17 protein-coding genes are annotated in these 16,403 nt (G+C 55.5%); 15 read left to right on the top strand and 2 right to left on the bottom strand.

Features of this window, described 5'->3' with window-relative positions:
- Positions 1-169: 169 nt before the first annotated feature.
- On the bottom strand, positions 170-754 hold the full coding sequence (locus tag ACE3MN_RS16290; protein ID WP_004132337.1) for a Maf family protein: 585 nt from the start codon (positions 752-754) through the stop codon (positions 170-172).
- Positions 755-895: 141 nt separating this feature from the next.
- Between ACE3MN_RS16290 and yceD the strand changes: the two genes are divergently transcribed.
- The 14 genes from yceD to ptsG all read left to right on the top strand — a co-directional run bounded on the left by yceD (position 896) and on the right by ptsG (position 13,408).
- Positions 896-1,417 carry a 23S rRNA accumulation protein YceD gene (gene yceD / locus ACE3MN_RS16285; protein WP_004131393.1) on the top strand — a complete coding sequence of 174 codons (522 nt, stop codon included), beginning with the start codon at positions 896-898 and terminating at the stop codon, positions 1,415-1,417.
- A 16-nt stretch (positions 1,418-1,433) separates the two neighbouring features.
- A complete protein-coding gene (gene rpmF, locus ACE3MN_RS16280; protein ID WP_004101077.1) occupies positions 1,434-1,607 on the top strand; it encodes a 50S ribosomal protein L32 in 174 nt (57 codons plus the stop codon).
- A 79-nt stretch (positions 1,608-1,686) separates the two neighbouring features.
- Positions 1,687-2,784, top strand: a complete 1,098-nt coding sequence (gene plsX, locus ACE3MN_RS16275; RefSeq protein ID WP_071830712.1) for a phosphate acyltransferase PlsX — start codon at positions 1,687-1,689, stop codon at positions 2,782-2,784.
- 53 nt (positions 2,785-2,837) lie between these two features.
- A complete protein-coding gene (locus ACE3MN_RS16270) occupies positions 2,838-3,791 on the top strand; it encodes a beta-ketoacyl-ACP synthase III (RefSeq protein ID WP_004131395.1) in 954 nt (317 codons plus the stop codon).
- 15 nt (positions 3,792-3,806) lie between these two features.
- Complete coding sequence (gene fabD / locus ACE3MN_RS16265; protein WP_004132345.1) at positions 3,807-4,736, top strand: ACP S-malonyltransferase; 930 nt, start codon at positions 3,807-3,809, stop codon at positions 4,734-4,736.
- Between the two features lie 12 nt (positions 4,737-4,748).
- Entirely contained in the window at positions 4,749-5,483 is a 735-nt protein-coding gene (gene fabG / locus ACE3MN_RS16260) for a 3-oxoacyl-ACP reductase FabG (RefSeq protein WP_004131399.1), read from the top strand.
- Between the two features lie 210 nt (positions 5,484-5,693).
- Complete coding sequence (gene acpP, locus ACE3MN_RS16255; RefSeq protein WP_000103754.1) at positions 5,694-5,930, top strand: acyl carrier protein; 237 nt, start codon at positions 5,694-5,696, stop codon at positions 5,928-5,930.
- Between the two features lie 89 nt (positions 5,931-6,019).
- Entirely contained in the window at positions 6,020-7,261 is a 1,242-nt protein-coding gene (gene fabF, locus ACE3MN_RS16250; protein WP_004132347.1) for a beta-ketoacyl-ACP synthase II, read from the top strand.
- Positions 7,262-7,405: 144 nt separating this feature from the next.
- Positions 7,406-8,215 (top strand): aminodeoxychorismate lyase, encoded by an 810-nt coding sequence (gene pabC, locus ACE3MN_RS16245; protein WP_101868398.1) that lies wholly within the window; start codon positions 7,406-7,408, stop codon positions 8,213-8,215.
- Positions 8,216-8,217: 2 nt separating this feature from the next.
- The gene (gene yceG / locus ACE3MN_RS16240) at positions 8,218-9,240 is read left to right on the top strand and encodes a cell division protein YceG (protein ID WP_004132351.1); all 1,023 of its coding nucleotides are present in this window, start codon (positions 8,218-8,220) and stop codon (positions 9,238-9,240) included.
- Positions 9,230-9,871 (top strand): dTMP kinase, encoded by a 642-nt coding sequence (gene tmk / locus ACE3MN_RS16235; RefSeq protein WP_004132353.1) that lies wholly within the window; start codon positions 9,230-9,232, stop codon positions 9,869-9,871. The genes yceG and tmk overlap by 11 nt, the downstream gene beginning before the upstream one ends.
- Complete coding sequence (gene holB / locus ACE3MN_RS16230) at positions 9,868-10,872, top strand: DNA polymerase III subunit delta' (protein WP_064342464.1); 1,005 nt, start codon at positions 9,868-9,870, stop codon at positions 10,870-10,872. The genes tmk and holB overlap by 4 nt, the downstream gene beginning before the upstream one ends.
- A gap of 10 nt (positions 10,873-10,882) precedes the next feature.
- Positions 10,883-11,677, top strand: coding sequence for a metal-dependent hydrolase (locus ACE3MN_RS16225; protein ID WP_024359544.1), 795 nt, complete (start codon positions 10,883-10,885; stop codon positions 11,675-11,677).
- Positions 11,678-11,974: 297 nt separating this feature from the next.
- The gene (ptsG, locus tag ACE3MN_RS16220) at positions 11,975-13,408 is read left to right on the top strand and encodes a PTS glucose transporter subunit IIBC (protein ID WP_004132359.1); all 1,434 of its coding nucleotides are present in this window, start codon (positions 11,975-11,977) and stop codon (positions 13,406-13,408) included.
- 99 nt (positions 13,409-13,507) lie between these two features.
- Here the strand turns inward: ptsG and fhuE are convergent, their stop codons facing one another.
- A complete protein-coding gene (gene fhuE / locus ACE3MN_RS16215; RefSeq protein ID WP_375364391.1) occupies positions 13,508-15,691 on the bottom strand; it encodes a ferric-rhodotorulic acid/ferric-coprogen receptor FhuE in 2,184 nt (727 codons plus the stop codon).
- Positions 15,692-16,044: 353 nt separating this feature from the next.
- Between fhuE and hinT the strand changes: the two genes are divergently transcribed.
- Entirely contained in the window at positions 16,045-16,401 is a 357-nt protein-coding gene (hinT, locus tag ACE3MN_RS16210) for a purine nucleoside phosphoramidase (RefSeq protein WP_004112181.1), read from the top strand.
- Positions 16,402-16,403 lie beyond the last annotated feature (2 nt).

Raw genomic sequence — 16,403 nt, 5'->3', positions numbered from 1 at the left:
AAACATCGTTTCATTATTTAATTGGATTGTAGTGGCGCTGGAAAAATAAACTGTGACAGGCGATGCATTAATTAAGTTGGAGTAAAACAGGCTCCGGCCGCCGGTCAGCGGCTAAAACGTTGCTTAAAGGCGGCTGACGGCCTCATAAAGAGGCCACATGAAATCGCGGTCAGGTGAGCAGAGGGTTACACTCCTCCCGGCGCAGCATCTGGCAGAGGGCAATGAGCGGCAAACCGACCAGCGCGTTGGGATCGCGTCCCTCGAGGCGGTCGAACAGCGTGATGCCTAACCCTTCGCTTTTAAAGCTTCCGGCGCACTGCAGCGGGTTTTCCTTGCGGATATAGCTCTCAATTTCCTGGTCGCTTAAACGGCGGAAATGAACGTCGAAAGGTTCGCATTCGGTTTGCAGGTGACCGTTGGCGGAATTGTACAGCGCCAGGCCGGTATAGAACGTGACGATGGTGCCGCTGGCCTTTCTCAACTGGCGATGGGCGTTTTCTTCCGTGTGCGGTTTGCCGGTAATTTCACCGTCCAGGACGCAAACCTGATCGGAGCCTATAATGAGGTGCTGAGGGTAGCGCGCGGCAAGGGCCTGCGCCTTCGCCTGCGCCAGACGCAGCACCAGCTGGCGGGCGGGTTCGCCGGGCAGCGGGGTCTCATCAACTTCCGGCGCCGCGCATTCAAAAGGCACCGACAGTTTTTCCAGCAGCATTCGCCGCCAGGGCGAGGTTGACGCGAGGATTAGTTCAGACATATTTTTTCATCCACATATAGCGCTTCGCAGAGCATCATTTTAAACTATGCGCCGCAATGTGTGCGAATAAATGGCAAAAGGCAACCTGAGGCTGCCTTTTTCTTTGACTCTATGACGTTACAAAGTTAATATGCGCGCCCTATGCAAAAGGTAAAATTACCCCTGACTCTCGATCCGGTTCGCACGGCTCAAAAACGCTTAGATTACCAAGGTATCTATACCCGTGATCAGGCTGTGCGTGTCGCTGATTCTGTTGTCAGCGTGGACAGCGATGTGGAATGCAGCATGTCGTTCGCTATCGATAACCAACGTCTTGCCGTGTTAAACGGCGATGCGACGGTGTCGGTAACCCTCGAATGTCAGCGTTGCGGGAAACCGTTCCCCCATCATGTCCACACAACGTATTGTTTCAGCCCCGTCAGAAATGACGAACAGGCCGAGGCACTGCCGGAAGCGTATGAGCCGATTGAGGTTAACGAATTCGGTGAAATCGATCTGCTGGCGCTGGTTGAAGATGAAATCATCCTCGCCTTGCCCGTAGTTCCGGTGCATGATTCTGAACACTGTGAAGTGTCCGACGCGGACATGGTCTTTGGTGAACTGCCTGAAGAGGCACAAAAACCAAATCCATTTGCCGTATTAGCCAGCTTAAAGCATAAGTAATTGAGGAGTAAGGTCCATGGCCGTACAACAGAATAAACCAACCCGTTCCAAACGTGGCATGCGTCGTTCCCATGACGCGCTGACCGCAGTCACCAGCCTGTCTGTAGACAAAGCTTCTGGTGAAAAACACCTGCGTCACCACATCACTGCCGACGGTTTCTACCGCGGTCGCAAGGTTATCGCTAAGTAATCACGCGAAAGCGTGATGAAGCTTAGTGAGGATTTCCCCGGGTAACTGGGGAATAACCGAACCGGGCAGCGACGATACCTTGACACGTCTAACCCTGGCGTTAGATGTCATGGGCGGGGATTTTGGCCCTTCCGTGACAGTGCCTGCAGCATTGCAGGCACTGAACTCTAATTCACAACTCACACTTCTTTTAGTCGGCGATCCCGACGCTATCGCGCCATTACTTGCCAAAGCTGATTTTGAACAACGTTCACGTCTGCAGGTTATCCCTGCGCAGTCGGTTATTGCCAGTGATGCTCGACCCGCGCAGGCCATTCGCGCCAGTCGCGGCAGCTCAATGCGCATCGCGCTGGAGTTAGTAAAAGAAGGGCGGGCGCAGGCCTGCGTCAGCGCGGGTAACACCGGCGCGCTGATGGGGTTGGCGAAGCTGCTGCTTAAGCCCATTGAGGGAATTGAGCGCCCCGCGCTGGTCACCATGCTACCGCATCAGTTGAAGGGCAAAACGGTGGTGCTGGATTTAGGCGCTAACGTCGATTGCGATAGCACGATGCTGGTGCAGTTTGCCGTTATGGGGGCGGTTCTTGCCGAAGAAGTTATCGGTATTAAGGATCCCCGGGTTGCACTTCTGAATATCGGCGAAGAAGAGATGAAAGGTCTCAGCAGCATTCGTGACGCGGCGGCAGTTTTGAAAACCCTGCCAACCCTCAACTATATTGGGTACCTGGAAGCCAACGAATTGTTGACGGGCAAAACGGATGTTTTAGTTTGTGATGGATTCACGGGCAACGTCACATTAAAAACGATGGAAGGTGTTGTCAGAATGTTCCTTTCACTGTTGAAATCACAGGGAGAGGGGAAAAAAAGGTCGTGGTGGCTGCTTTTATTAAAGCGTTGGTTACAAAAAAGCCTGTCGAGGCGATTCAGTCACCTCAACCCCGACCAGTATAATGGTGCCTGTCTGTTAGGATTACGCGGTTCCGTGATTAAAAGTCATGGGGCTGCCAATCAGCGCGCTTTTTGCGTCGCGATAGAGCAGGCAGTGCAGGCTGTGCAGCGGCAGGTTCCTCAGCGAATTGCCGCTCGCCTGGAATCTTTATACCCTGCAGGTTTCGAATTGCCTGAAGGCGGCAGAAGCGGAAGTTCCAGGCCTCAAACCCGGATGACCGGAAACGACTGACGCCTCGCAGTTTGAGTTAACCCGGTATATTACCCAAGAGTGACTGAGCGTACATGTATACGAAGATTATTGGTACCGGCAGCTATCTGCCTGAGCACGTGCGTACGAACGCTGAACTGGAAAATATGGTTGATACGTCTGACGAGTGGATTGTTACTCGTACCGGTATCCGCGAGCGTCGTATTGCCGCACCGAATGAAACAGTTGCTACGATGGGCCTTGAAGCCGCTAAGAATGCGCTGGATATGGCGGGCGTCAAGCCGGAGCAAATTGGTCTGATTATTGTTGCGACCACCTCCGGTACCCATGCGTTTCCTAGCTCGGCTTGCCAGATTCAATCAATGCTGGGTATCAAAGGCTGCCCGGCGTTTGACGTCGCTGCGGCCTGCGCGGGTTTCACCTACGCGCTCAGCGTTGCCGATCAATACGTGAAAAACGGCGCGGTTGATTACGCTCTGGTGATTGGCGCTGACGTGCTGGCGCGCACCTGCGATCCTGCCGATCGCGGAACCATCATTATTTTTGGCGATGGCGCTGGCGCCGTTGTGCTGGGCGCTTCTGAAGAGCCGGGCATTATCTCTACGCATCTGCATGCGGATGGGAGCTACGGCGAACTGCTGACGCTGCCGAACGCCGATCGCGTCGAACCGGAAAACCCGATCTATCTGACGATGGCGGGTAATGAAGTCTTTAAGGTTGCGGTGACCGAACTGGCGCATATCGTGGACGAGACTTTAGCCGCGAATAATCTCGAGCGTTCGGCGCTGGACTGGCTGGTGCCGCATCAGGCCAACCTGCGCATTATCAGCGCCACGGCGAAGAAGCTGGGAATGTCGATGGATAATGTCGTCGTCACGCTCGACCGACACGGCAATACCTCGGCGGCTTCCGTTCCTTGTGCGCTGGATGAAGCCGTTCGCGATGGCCGCATTCAACGTGGTCAGCTTATTCTGCTGGAAGCCTTTGGTGGCGGGTTCACCTGGGGTTCCGCGCTGGTTCGTTTTTAGGATAAGGATTTAAACATGACGCAATTTGCTTTTGTGTTCCCGGGACAGGGCTCTCAGAGTGTCGGGATGCTGTCAGATATGGCGGCCGCTTACCCGGTAATTGAAGAGACGTTCCGTGAAGCCTCTGCGGCGTTGGGTTACGATCTGTGGGCGCTTGCGCAGCAAGGCCCGGCGGAAGAATTGAACAAAACCTGGCAGACTCAGCCGGCGCTGCTGACCGCTTCCGTTGCGCTGTATCGCGTCTGGCAGCAGCAGGGCGGTAAAACGCCTGTTCTGCTGGCGGGCCACAGCCTCGGCGAATATTCTGCGCTGGTATGCGCAGGCGTTATCGATTTTGCCGATGCCGTACGCCTGGTTGAGATGCGCGGCAAGTTTATGCAGGAAGCGGTACCGGAAGGTACCGGCGCGATGTCCGCGATCATCGGGCTTGACGACGCGGCGATTGCGAAAGCCTGCGAAGAGTCTGCCGAAGGGCAGGTCGTCTCTCCGGTGAACTTTAACTCGCCAGGGCAGGTTGTTATTGCCGGTAACAAAGAAGCCGTAGAGCGCGCTGGCGCAGCCTGTAAGGCTGCGGGCGCTAAACGTGCGCTGCCGCTGCCGGTCAGCGTACCGTCCCACTGCGCGCTGATGAAGCCTGCGGCGGAAAAACTGGCCGTTGAGCTGCAGAAAATCACCTTTAACGCGCCGACGATTCCGGTAGTGAATAACGTCGACGTGCAAAGTGAAACGGCGCCTGATGCTATTCGTGATGCCCTGATCCGCCAGCTGTATAGCCCAGTTCAGTGGACCAAAACCGTTGAGTTTATGGCTTCACAGGGCGTAGAGCATCTGTATGAAGTTGGCCCGGGTAAAGTCCTCACCGGCCTGACTAAACGTATTGTTGACACCCTGACCGCTTCCGCGCTTAACGAGCCGGCGGCGATGTCTGCGGCGCTTGAGCAATAAAAGAGGAAAACCATGAGTTTTGAAGGAAAAATCGCGCTGGTTACCGGTGCAAGTCGCGGGATTGGCCGCGCAATCGCTGAAACGCTCGTTGCCCGTGGCGCGAAAGTTATCGGGACTGCGACCAGCGAAAGCGGCGCGCAGGCGATCAGCGATTATTTAGGTGCTAACGGTAAAGGTCTGCTGCTGAATGTGACCGATCCTGCATCTATTGAATCTGTTCTGGGAAATATTCGCGCAGAATTTGGTGAAGTTGATATCCTGGTGAACAATGCCGGGATCACTCGTGATAACCTGTTAATGCGCATGAAAGATGATGAGTGGAACGATATTATCGAAACCAACCTGTCATCTGTTTTCCGTCTGTCAAAAGCGGTAATGCGCGCTATGATGAAAAAGCGTCATGGACGTATTATCACTATCGGTTCTGTGGTTGGTACCATGGGAAATGCGGGTCAGGCCAACTACGCTGCGGCGAAAGCGGGTCTGATTGGCTTCAGTAAATCACTGGCTCGCGAAGTTGCGTCCCGCGGTATTACTGTAAACGTTGTTGCTCCGGGCTTTATTGAAACGGACATGACGCGTGCGCTGACCGATGAGCAGCGTGCGGGTACGCTGGCGGCAGTTCCTGCGGGGCGCCTCGGCTCTCCAAATGAAATCGCCAGTGCGGTGGCATTTTTAGCCTCTGACGAAGCGAGTTACATCACCGGTGAAACTCTGCACGTCAACGGCGGAATGTATATGGTCTGACCGAGATTTGCGCAAAACGCTCAGGAACCGCGCAGTCTGTGCGGTTCACTGTAATGTTTTGTACAAAATGATTTGCGTTATGAGGGCAAACAGCCGCAAAATAGCGTAAAATCGTGGTAAGACCTGCCGGGATTTAGTTGCAAATTTTTCAACATTTTATACACTACGAAAACCATCGCGAAAGCGAGTTTTGATAGGAAATTTAAGAGTATGAGCACTATCGAAGAACGCGTTAAGAAAATTATCGGCGAACAGCTGGGCGTTAAGCAGGAAGAAGTTACCAACAATGCTTCCTTCGTTGAAGACCTGGGCGCTGATTCTCTTGACACCGTTGAGCTGGTAATGGCTCTGGAAGAAGAGTTTGATACTGAGATTCCGGACGAAGAAGCTGAGAAAATCACTACTGTTCAGGCTGCCATTGATTACATCAACGGCCACCAGGCGTAAGTGAACATCTCCAGGCGGTCATTCGACCGCCTGAGTTTTATCTACATTTTGTCCCACAAGAATCTATTTTCCCTCCCTGGAGGACAACCGTGTCTAAGCGTCGTGTAGTTGTGACCGGACTGGGCATGTTGTCTCCTGTCGGCAATACCGTAGAGTCTACCTGGAAAGCTCTCCTTGCCGGTCAGAGTGGCATCAGCCTGATCGACCATTTCGATACTAGCGCCTATGCAACGAAATTTGCTGGCTTAGTAAAGGATTTTAACTGTGATGACTTCATCTCGCGCAAAGAGCAGCGCAAGATGGATGCCTTCATTCAATATGGAATTGTCGCTGGCATTCAGGCCATGCAGGATTCTGGCCTTGAAGTGACGGAAGAGAATGCTACCCGCATCGGCGCCGCTATTGGTTCCGGTATTGGCGGGCTTGGCCTGATCGAAGAAAACCACAGTTCGCTGGTAAAAGGCGGACCGCGTAAGATCAGCCCATTCTTTGTTCCTTCCACAATCGTTAACATGGTGGCCGGGCATCTGACCATCATGTTTGGTCTGCGTGGACCAAGCATTTCCATCGCAACCGCATGTACTTCTGGCGTACACAACATTGGTCACGCCGCGCGCGTTATCGCCTATGGCGATGCTGACGCAATGGTCGCCGGTGGTGCGGAAAAAGCCAGTACCCCGCTGGGCGTAGGCGGCTTTGGTGCAGCGCGCGCGCTGTCCACTCGCAATGACAACCCGCAGGCGGCAAGCCGTCCGTGGGATAAAGAGCGTGATGGTTTCGTGCTGGGCGACGGCGCCGGCATGGTCGTGCTGGAAGAGTACGAGCACGCGAAGAAACGCGGTGCGAAAATCTATGCTGAAATCGTCGGTTTTGGTATGAGCAGCGATGCCTACCATATGACTTCACCGCCGGAAGATGGCGCTGGAGCAGCGCTGGCGATGGTGAACGCCATTCGCGACGCGGGTATTGACGCAAGCCAGATTGGCTACGTCAACGCCCACGGTACCTCTACGCCGGCGGGCGATAAAGCAGAAGCGCAGGCGGTGAAATCTGTCTTCGGCGACGCTGCCAGCCGCGTAATGGTGAGCTCGACTAAGTCAATGACCGGCCACCTGCTCGGTGCAGCGGGCGCAGTAGAGTCTATCTACTCCATCCTCGCGCTGCGCGATAGCGCCGTTCCGCCAACCATCAACCTGGATAACCCGGATGAAGGTTGCGATCTGGACTTCGTCCCGCACGAAGCGCGCCAGGTAAGCGGTCTGGAGTATACCCTGTGTAACTCCTTCGGCTTCGGCGGCACTAACGGCTCGTTAATCTTTAAAAAGGTGTGATGCGCGCCTGACGTAACATCTCGGTTGACGTCAATGCCCATCGAAAATTGGCCCGCTTGTCGGGCCTTTTTTTATTCGGTTTTCTCCGCTTGTTCAATGTCTCTCCTCCTGCGAAACTAACCGGCCAGCGATAAGGAGTCTTTTATGTTTTTAATCAATGGCGCTGAAAGTGAAACGCTCGCGGTGAACGATCGCGGCGTGCAGTTCGGCGATGGCTGCTTTACCACTGCGCGCATCCTCAGAGGCCAGGTTCAACTGCTGTCAGCCCATCTGGTCCGCCTGCAGACGACTTGTGAAAAGCTCTTTATCCCCTATGACGACTGGGCGCTATTAGCGCAGGAGATGGCGCGTCTGGCGCAGCCTCATCAGGATGGCGTGCTGAAGGTCATCATCACTCGCGGAGCGGGCGGCCGCGGCTATAGCGCCGCGGGCTGCGTCAATCCCACGAGAATTCTCAGCGTGTCGCCCAGGCCGGCCCACTATCTGCGCTGGCGCGAGGAGGGGATTTCCCTGTCGCTGAGCCCTGTCAGGCTGGGACGCAACCCTTCACTCGCCGGACTCAAGCACCTTAACCGGCTGGAGCAGGTGCTGATTCGTTCTCATCTTGAGCAGACGGACGCCGATGAGGCGCTGGTCCTTGACAGCGACGGGTGGCTTACGGAATGCTGTGCCGCGAACGTATTCTGGCGTAAAGGATCCGACGTCTTTACCCCGCGCCTCGATCAGGCGGGGGTCAACGGTATTATGCGCCAGTACATTCTCGCTAAGCTGGCACCATCGCCGTTTCGCGTTGTCGAAGCCACCATGCGTCCCGAGGCGTTACGCGAAGCCGATGAGGTCGTGGTCTGTAACGCCTTAATGCCGCTGGTGCCTGTTCGCCGCTGGAACGATAAATGTTGGTCCGCCCGCGAGCTTTACCATTTTTTAGCCCCTTTGTGTGAGCTGTCTGATTAGTCATGAAGAAAATGTTACGTTTCATCCTGCTGTTGGTGGTGGTGCTGGGCATTGCCGCGGGCATCGGTATGTGGAAAGTTCGCCAGCTGGCGGACAGCAAGTTGCTGATTAAAGAAGAGACTATCTTTACTCTTGCCACCGGAACGGGGCGCCTGGCGCTTGGGCAACAGCTGTATAGCGATAAAGTCATTAACCGACCGCGGGTTTTCCAGTGGCTGCTGCGCATAGAGCCTGAGCTCTCCCATTTTAAAGCCGGAACCTATCGCTTCACGCCTGATATGACGGTCCGCCAGATGCTGCAGCTGCTGGCCAGCGGCAAAGAGGCGCAGTTTCCGCTGCGCTTCGTTGAAGGGATGCGGGTGAGCGATTACCTGCGCCAGCTGCGCGATGCGCCTTACGTCAAGCATACGCTGGCGGATGATAGCTATGAAACCGTCGCGAAGGCCCTTGATCTCGAGCATCCTGACTGGGTCGAAGGCTGGTTCTGGCCGGATACCTGGATGTATACCGCCAATACCAGCGATGTCGCGATCCTTAAGCGGGCGCATCAGAAGATGGTTGCCGCGGTCGATAAAGCCTGGGAAGGGCGGATGGAGAATCTGCCGTATCACGATAAGAACCAGCTGCTGACAATGGCCTCGATTATCGAAAAAGAGACGGCGGTATCGGACGAGCGCGACCGCGTCGCATCGGTATTTATCAACCGTTTACGGATCGGTATGCGCCTGCAAACCGATCCGACCGTGATTTACGGGATGGGTGAGAGTTATAATGGCAAGTTGACGCGTAAAGACCTGGAAACCCCAACCGCTTACAATACCTACGTCATAAACGGCATGCCGCCGGGACCGATCGCCGCACCGGGCGAGGCCTCGCTAAACGCCGCCGCGCATCCGGCGAAAACGCCGTACCTTTATTTTGTCGCGGACGGGAAGGGCGGACATACGTTTAACACTAACCTGGCCAGCCATAACCGCTCGGTCCAGGACTATTTGAAAGTACTTAAGGAAAAAAATGCGCAGTAACTATATCGTCATCGAGGGCCTGGAAGGCGCAGGGAAAACCACCGCGCGTGATTGTGTGGTAGAGACGCTAAAACAGCTGGGCGTTAGCGATATGGTGTTTACCCGCGAACCGGGCGGCACCATTCTGGCCGAGAAGCTGCGCAGCCTGGTGCTGGATATTCAGTCCACCGGCGATGAAGTGATTAATGATAAAGCGGAAGTGCTGATGTTTTACGCGGCGCGCGTACAGCTGGTGGAGACGGTTATCAAACCCGCTCTGGCGCGCGGTCAGTGGGTCATCGGCGATCGTCACGATCTCTCAACCCAGGCTTATCAGGGCGGCGGTCGCGGAATTGATCAGACGATGCTGGCGACCCTGCGTGACGCGGTACTGGGAGACTTTCGTCCCCATCTGACGCTTTACCTTGACGTGACTCCGGAAGTCGGCCTGAAGCGCGCCCGCGCCCGCGGTGAACTTGACCGAATCGAGCAGGAGTCGCTGGATTTCTTTAATCGTACCCGCGCGCGCTACCTTGAACTGGCGGCGCAGGATCCCACTATACGCACCGTTGACGCTACCCAGCCGCTGGAGGCCGTGAAGCGCGACATTCGGGCGGTAGTGAATCAGTGGGTCGCGGAGCAAGGCGCATGAAATGGTATCCGTGGTTACGCCCGCCCTTTGAACAGCTGGTTGCCAGCTATCAGGCGGGGCGCGGCCACCATGCGCTAATGGTTCAGGCCCTGCCGGGCATGGGTAGCGATGCGCTGATTTATGCGCTTTGTCGCTTTCTGATGTGCCGCCAGCCGGAAGGGCATAAAAGCTGCGGTCATTGCCATAGCTGCCAGCTGATGCAGGCCGGCACCCATCCAGATTATTATGCGTTGACCCCGGAAAAGGGGAAGAGCTCGCTCGGCATCGATGCCGTGCGCGAAGTGAGCGAAAAGCTCTATGAACACGCCCGGCTGGGCGGCGCGAAGGTGGTGTGGATCGGCGATGCCGCCATGCTGACCGACGCGGCGGCAAACGCGCTGCTAAAAACGCTGGAGGAGCCGCCGGAGAATACCTGGTTCTTCCTGGCCTGTCAGGAACCCGCGCGCCTGCTGGCGACGCTGCGCAGCCGCTGTCGGTTATTTCACCTCGCTCCGCCTTCAGAACGCTACGCGCTGGCGTGGTTAGAGCGAGAAGTGACAATGTCACAAGACGCGCTGCTCGCGGCGCTGCGGCTGAGCGCCAACGCGCCAGCGGCGGCGCTGGATCTGCTTCAGGAAGCTCACTGGGCACCGCGGCAGCAGCTTTGCCAGATTCTCGGAAATATTTTAACCCACGGCGACTGGCTGACGCTGTTGCCGATGTTAAACCATGAACAGGCCGCGATTCGCCTACACTGGCTGGCATCGCTGCTGGTCGACGCGCAAAAAAGGCAGCAGGGGATTACCCTTATCAGCAATCCTGATGTCTGGCCTCTGGTCAATCAGCTGGCCGCTGCGCTGCCGGCGGCGCGCCTGCAGGCGATCGCGCGCGACGTCAGCGCCTGCCGCGAGCAGCTGCTGAGCGTAGTCGGCATTAATCGCGAACTGCTGCTAACCGAGCGCCTTCTGCGCTGGGAACATTACCTGCAACCCGGGGCGGTCCTTCCCGTATCCCATCTCTGAGAGAGACATCATGTTTTTAGTCGACTCCCATTGCCATCTCGATGGCCTGGATTATCAAGCGCTGCATAAAGATGTGGACGATGTGCTGGCAAAGGCCGCCGCGCGCGATGTGAAATTTTGCCTGGCGGTTGCCACGACGCTGCCGGGATACCGCGGTATGCGCGAACTGGTGGGCCAGCGTCGCGACGTCGTTTTCTCCTGCGGCGTGCATCCGTTAAACCAGGATGAAGAGTATGACGTTGAAGAGCTGCGCCAGCTCGCCGCAGACGACGGCGTGGTCGCGATGGGCGAAACTGGACTCGATTATTTCTACACGCCGGAAACGAAAGCGCGTCAGCAGGCGTCCTTTCGCGACCATATCCGTATAGGTCGGGAGCTGAATAAACCGGTTATCGTGCATACCCGCGATGCCCGCGCCGATACGCTGGAAATTTTACGCGAAGAAAAAGTGACGGATTGCGGTGGCGTACTACACTGTTTCACTGAGGATAGGGAGACCGCCGGTAAGCTGCTGGATATGGGGTTCTACATCTCGTTTTCCGGCATTGTGACGTTCCGAAATGCGGAGCAGCTTCGCGATGCTGCGCGCTATGTCCCTCTCGATCGCCTGCTGGTAGAGACCGATTCGCCGTATCTGGCGCCGGTACCGCATCGCGGTAAAGAGAACCAGCCGGCCATGGTCAGGGACGTCGCCGAGTATATGGCGGTGCTTAAGGGCGTATCGCTGGAGCAGCTGGCGCAACAGACCACGGAAAATTTCGCTACGCTTTTTCATATCGACCCCTCCCGGCTGCAACCTCTCTGATATTGCTTATTATTTTAAGGCTCGTAATTAATAGCCAAAGCGAGTAAAGTTCACCGCCACAAATGGGGCGGTGAAGGTTTTTTGGCAACATTCAGACACGAGTTATGTAAACCAATGTAAGTTTTTAATGGATGTCTGATTGAAACGTGATAGCCGTCAAACAATCATCTCGGTAATTATTTTACTCTGTGTAATAAATAAAGGGCGCTTAGATGTCCTGTCCACGGCGCGGTTCTCCCCCCGAGCCAATGCGTGAAAACGTAAAAAAGCACCAAATACTCAGGAGCACTCTCAATTATGTTTAAGAATGCATTTGCTAACCTGCAGAAGGTCGGTAAATCGCTGATGCTGCCGGTATCCGTACTGCCTATCGCAGGTATCCTGCTGGGCGTCGGTTCCGCAAACTTCAGCTGGCTGCCAGCCGTAGTTTCCCACGTCATGGCGGAAGCGGGCGGTTCGGTCTTCGCTAACATGCCGCTGATCTTTGCTATCGGTGTCGCACTTGGCTTCACCAACAACGACGGCGTATCCGCTCTGGCATCGGTCGTCGCTTACGGCATCATGGTGAAAACCATGTCCGTGGTTGCACCTCTGGTCCTGCATTTACCTGCTGAAGAGATTGCGGCTAAACACCTGGCGGATACCGGCGTACTCGGCGGTATTATCTCCGGTGCCATCGCAGCGTACATGTTCAACCGCTTCTACCGCATCAAGCTGCCTGAGTATCTGGGCTTCTTTGCGGGCAAGCGTTTTGTGCCAATCATCTCCGGCCTGGCAGCGATCTTCACTGGCGTGATCCTGTCCTTTATCTGGCCGCCGATCGGTACCGCAATCCAGACTTTCTCCCAGTGGGCTGCTTACCAGAACCCGGTTGTGGCGTTCGGTATCTATGGCTTCATTGAACGCTGCCTGGTGCCGTTTGGTCTGCACCACATCTGGAACGTTCCTTTCCAGATGCAGATTGGTGAATACACCAACGCAGCCGGTCAGGTCTTCCACGGCGATATTCCGCGCTACATGGCAGGCGACCCGACCGCGGGCAAACTGTCCGGCGGCTTCCTGTTCAAAATGTACGGTCTGCCGGCCGCTGCTATCGCTATCTGGCACTCTGCTAAACCAGAAAACCGCGCGAAAGTGGGCGGTATCATGATCTCCGCAGCGCTGACCTCGTTCCTGACCGGTATCACCGAGCCGATCGAGTTCTCCTTCATGTTCGTTGCGCCGATCCTGTACATTATCCATGCGATTCTGGCAGGCCTGGCCTTCCCGATCTGTATCCTGCTGGGTATGCGTGACGGTACTTCATTCTCTCACGGTCTGATCGACTTTATCGTTCTGTCCGGCAACAGCAGCAAACTGTGGCTGTTCCCGATAGTCGGCATCTGCTATGCGATCGTTTACTACGTGGTGTTCCGCGTGCTGATCAAAGCGCTGGATCTGAAAACCCCGGGTCGTGAAGATGCAACCGAAGACAGCAAAGCTGGCGCCACCAGCGAAATGGCTCCGGCACTGATTGCCGCTTTCGGCGGTAAAGAGAACATTACTAACCTTGACGCATGTATCACCCGTCTGCGCGTCAGCGTGGCGGATGTGGCGAAAGTTGATCAGGCTGGCCTGAAAAAACTGGGTGCCGCAGGCGTGGTTGTTGCAGGTTCAGGCGTTCAGGCTATTTTCGGTACCAAATCCGATAACCTGAAAACTGAAATGGATGAATACATCCGCAGCAACTAAGTTGTGATATGGGGAGACTAAGGCAGCCAACTGGCTGCCTTTTTTAATGGCCGCAGGCGTTAAAAGCGCGCCCGCGGATTTTGTCACGTTAACCAGAGATCAGAATTGATAGCTGGCCGTTATGCTGAAGTTGCGCGGTTCGCCGTAGACAATTGAACCATCGATGTTGGTGTCGTAGGTTTTGTCGAACAGGTTATTGACGTTACCCTGCAAAGCAAAATTTTTAGTGACCTGGTAGCGAGTGAACAAATCAACCAGCGCATAGCTGCCCTGTTCCGCACGGAAGGTGCCGTACGGCGTAGCGGTATCTTTATATACCCGGTTCTGCCAGTTTACGCCGCCGCCGATGGTCAGCTCAGGCATTACCGGCAGACGGTAGCGGGTAAACAGCTTGACGCTGGTACGCGGCAGGTTAGGGTTCACCGCATTGCCTTCATTGTCTTCAGCGACAAAACGCGTCGCCCCGAAGGTCATCTGCCAGTTATCGGTGAGCGCGCCGTTGATTTCAAACTCCACCCCTTTGCTCACGGTACCGTCGACGGTTTTATAGGCGGCTTCGCCGTTGCTGCCCGGGATTTGCCCGCCGGTCGCCTGGCCAAGATTATCCTGCTCAATACGGAAGAGGGCGAGAGTCGTCGTTAAACGGCTGTCCATCCAGTCGGACTTCAGGCCCACTTCATAGTTGTTTCCGGTAATCGGGGTCAGGTATTTACCGGAACTATCGCGCTTGTTCTGCGGCTGGAACACGGAGGTATAGCTGGTGTAGGCCGACCAGTTGTCGTTGATGTCGTAAACCAGCCCGGCGTAGGGGGTGGTATGGTTTTTCTCCATGTTGTAGGTCAGCGTCTCGATACTCCAGTTGTTATAGCGGACGCCAACGATCAGATGCAGCGTGTCAAGCAGGGAAAAACGCGTCGCGGCATATACCGATTTCATTCGCGTGGTATCGTCCTGCGCCAGGCTCTGCGGGCCCCAACTGGTCTCCGGGAAACTACTGCTATTAAAGTTATTGAAGCTGCCAATCTCATCGGGGAACACGTTGGCCCAGGCGCTGAAATAGCGGTTATTTTGCTTGCTGTAGCTGGCGCCGATCATCAGGTTGTGCTGGCGACCAAACAGGTCGTAGCCGCCGTCGGCGAACAGGTCAACGGCGTCGACCTTACGCTTGCCGCTGTTCCAGCCGGTACCGCCGACGTAATCATAGCCCGGACCGTAGCTGCTATAAGGACCCACCAGCATTCCGGTCGCTTTATTGACATACGCGTCCACGTACATCATTTTGCTGTCGAATTTGACCTCGGAATGGGTGGCATTCATCGTCGCCTGCCAGGTCTCGGCAAAGCGCTGTTTCAGCGTGACGAAGACTTTGTTGATCTCTTTATCGTTATAGGCCCAATCCGGGGCGGTGCTGCGGGCGCGGTCATAGCGGTTGCTGCTGCCATCGGTATTCCAGCGCGGCAGACCGCCCCATGTCGGGCTATTCACGTCGATACGCTGATACTCGTAGCCGGCGGATAAAGCGGTCGATGTACCGAGATCGGCATCAAGAATGCCGGAGAAGAACGTTTTTTCGCTGTTGTAGCGATCCAGCCACGAGTCATTGTTTTGATAACCCGCGATAATGCGCGCCCTTACGCTGCCATCGTCAGTCAGCGGGCTTTGCATATCCGCAACGTAGCGCTGCTTATCCCAGCTGCCATACTCCGCCGAGACCTCTCCCTTGAACTCCCGGCTGGTCGCGTGCTTGCGGATCATATTGATCGACGCAGCAGGATTGCCGGTACCGGTCAGCAGGCCGTTAGCGCCGCGCACGACCTCAACCCGTTCGAAGAGAGCCATATCGGAAAGCGCGTCGCCCAGATTCCAGCGGGATTCAAACCAGGTCGGAATGCCATCGACCATATAGTTGTCTATCTCAAAACCGCGGGAGTAGTAACTGGTGCGGTCGGAATCCGCCTGGCTGCCGCTGATCCCCATGGTATGCTCCATCACACCGCCCAGGGTTTGTAGCTGTTGATCCTGCATCCGCTGCCCGGTGATGATGCTGACCGACTGCGGAATATCGCGCTGGGCCATCTCCATTTTGGTCCCGGCTGAGGTGGTTCTGACGCTGTAGTCCTGTTCTTGTGTATCCGACGCGCTATCTGAGGAACCTTCTACAATGATAGTGTCTTCGGCGGCGCCGGCTGCCTGGCTAAGGTTTGGAAACAGCGCCAGCGCTATGCCTACAGCAAGCAGGGACGGCGCGGTTCGCCCATCCCGGGAATTGGTGGAGAGAGACATCATAAACCCTTGATCATTCAATAGTTGTTATTCGCTGCGGCGCTATGGCCTCGGTCGATTGTCAGCGCACTGCTTTTATTGTGAATACAAATGAGAAATATACGCATTAATATTTAATGTGTAAACAAGGGTAAAAATAGCGGTCCGCAGGCCGCTTTCGCGAGCGCGGCACCGCATGCCGCTGAGAAACGCTTAATCCGTCAGCAGCTAAGCGCTTAGTCGCGTAAGAAAAAACGCATTCAGGTTGAAAGAGGGGGAGTAACTCGCTCATACTCTTAGGGGAATCCTGTGCATCCGCGTTTACCTGCAGAGGCAGGCCAGAGCACGGTATAAAAATTATTAAGGAATCAGTCATGGCAGAAGAAACGATTTTCAGCAAAATCATTCGCCGGGAGATCCCGTCGGATGTGGTTTATCAGGATGAGCTCGTTACCGCTTTTCGCGACATCTCTCCGCAGGCGCCAACCCATATTCTAATCGTTCCCAATATCCTGATTCCCACCGTCAACGATGTGACCGCAGAGCATGAGCTTGCCCTGGGACGCATGATGACCGTTGCGGCGAAAATCGCCCGCGACGAGGGGCTTGCCGACGATGGCTATCGCCTGATCGTCAACTGCAATCGCCACGGGGGCCAGGAGGTCTACCATATCCATATGCACCTGCTGGGCGGCCGTCCATTAGGCCCGATGCTGGCTCATAAAGGTTAACA

Source organism: Klebsiella grimontii, from assembly GCF_042137965.1.
GTDB lineage: Bacteria > Pseudomonadota > Gammaproteobacteria > Enterobacterales > Enterobacteriaceae > Klebsiella > Klebsiella grimontii.
Note: the sequence above shows the minus strand (reverse complement) of the source record. Positions and strands in the feature narration are given on the sequence as shown.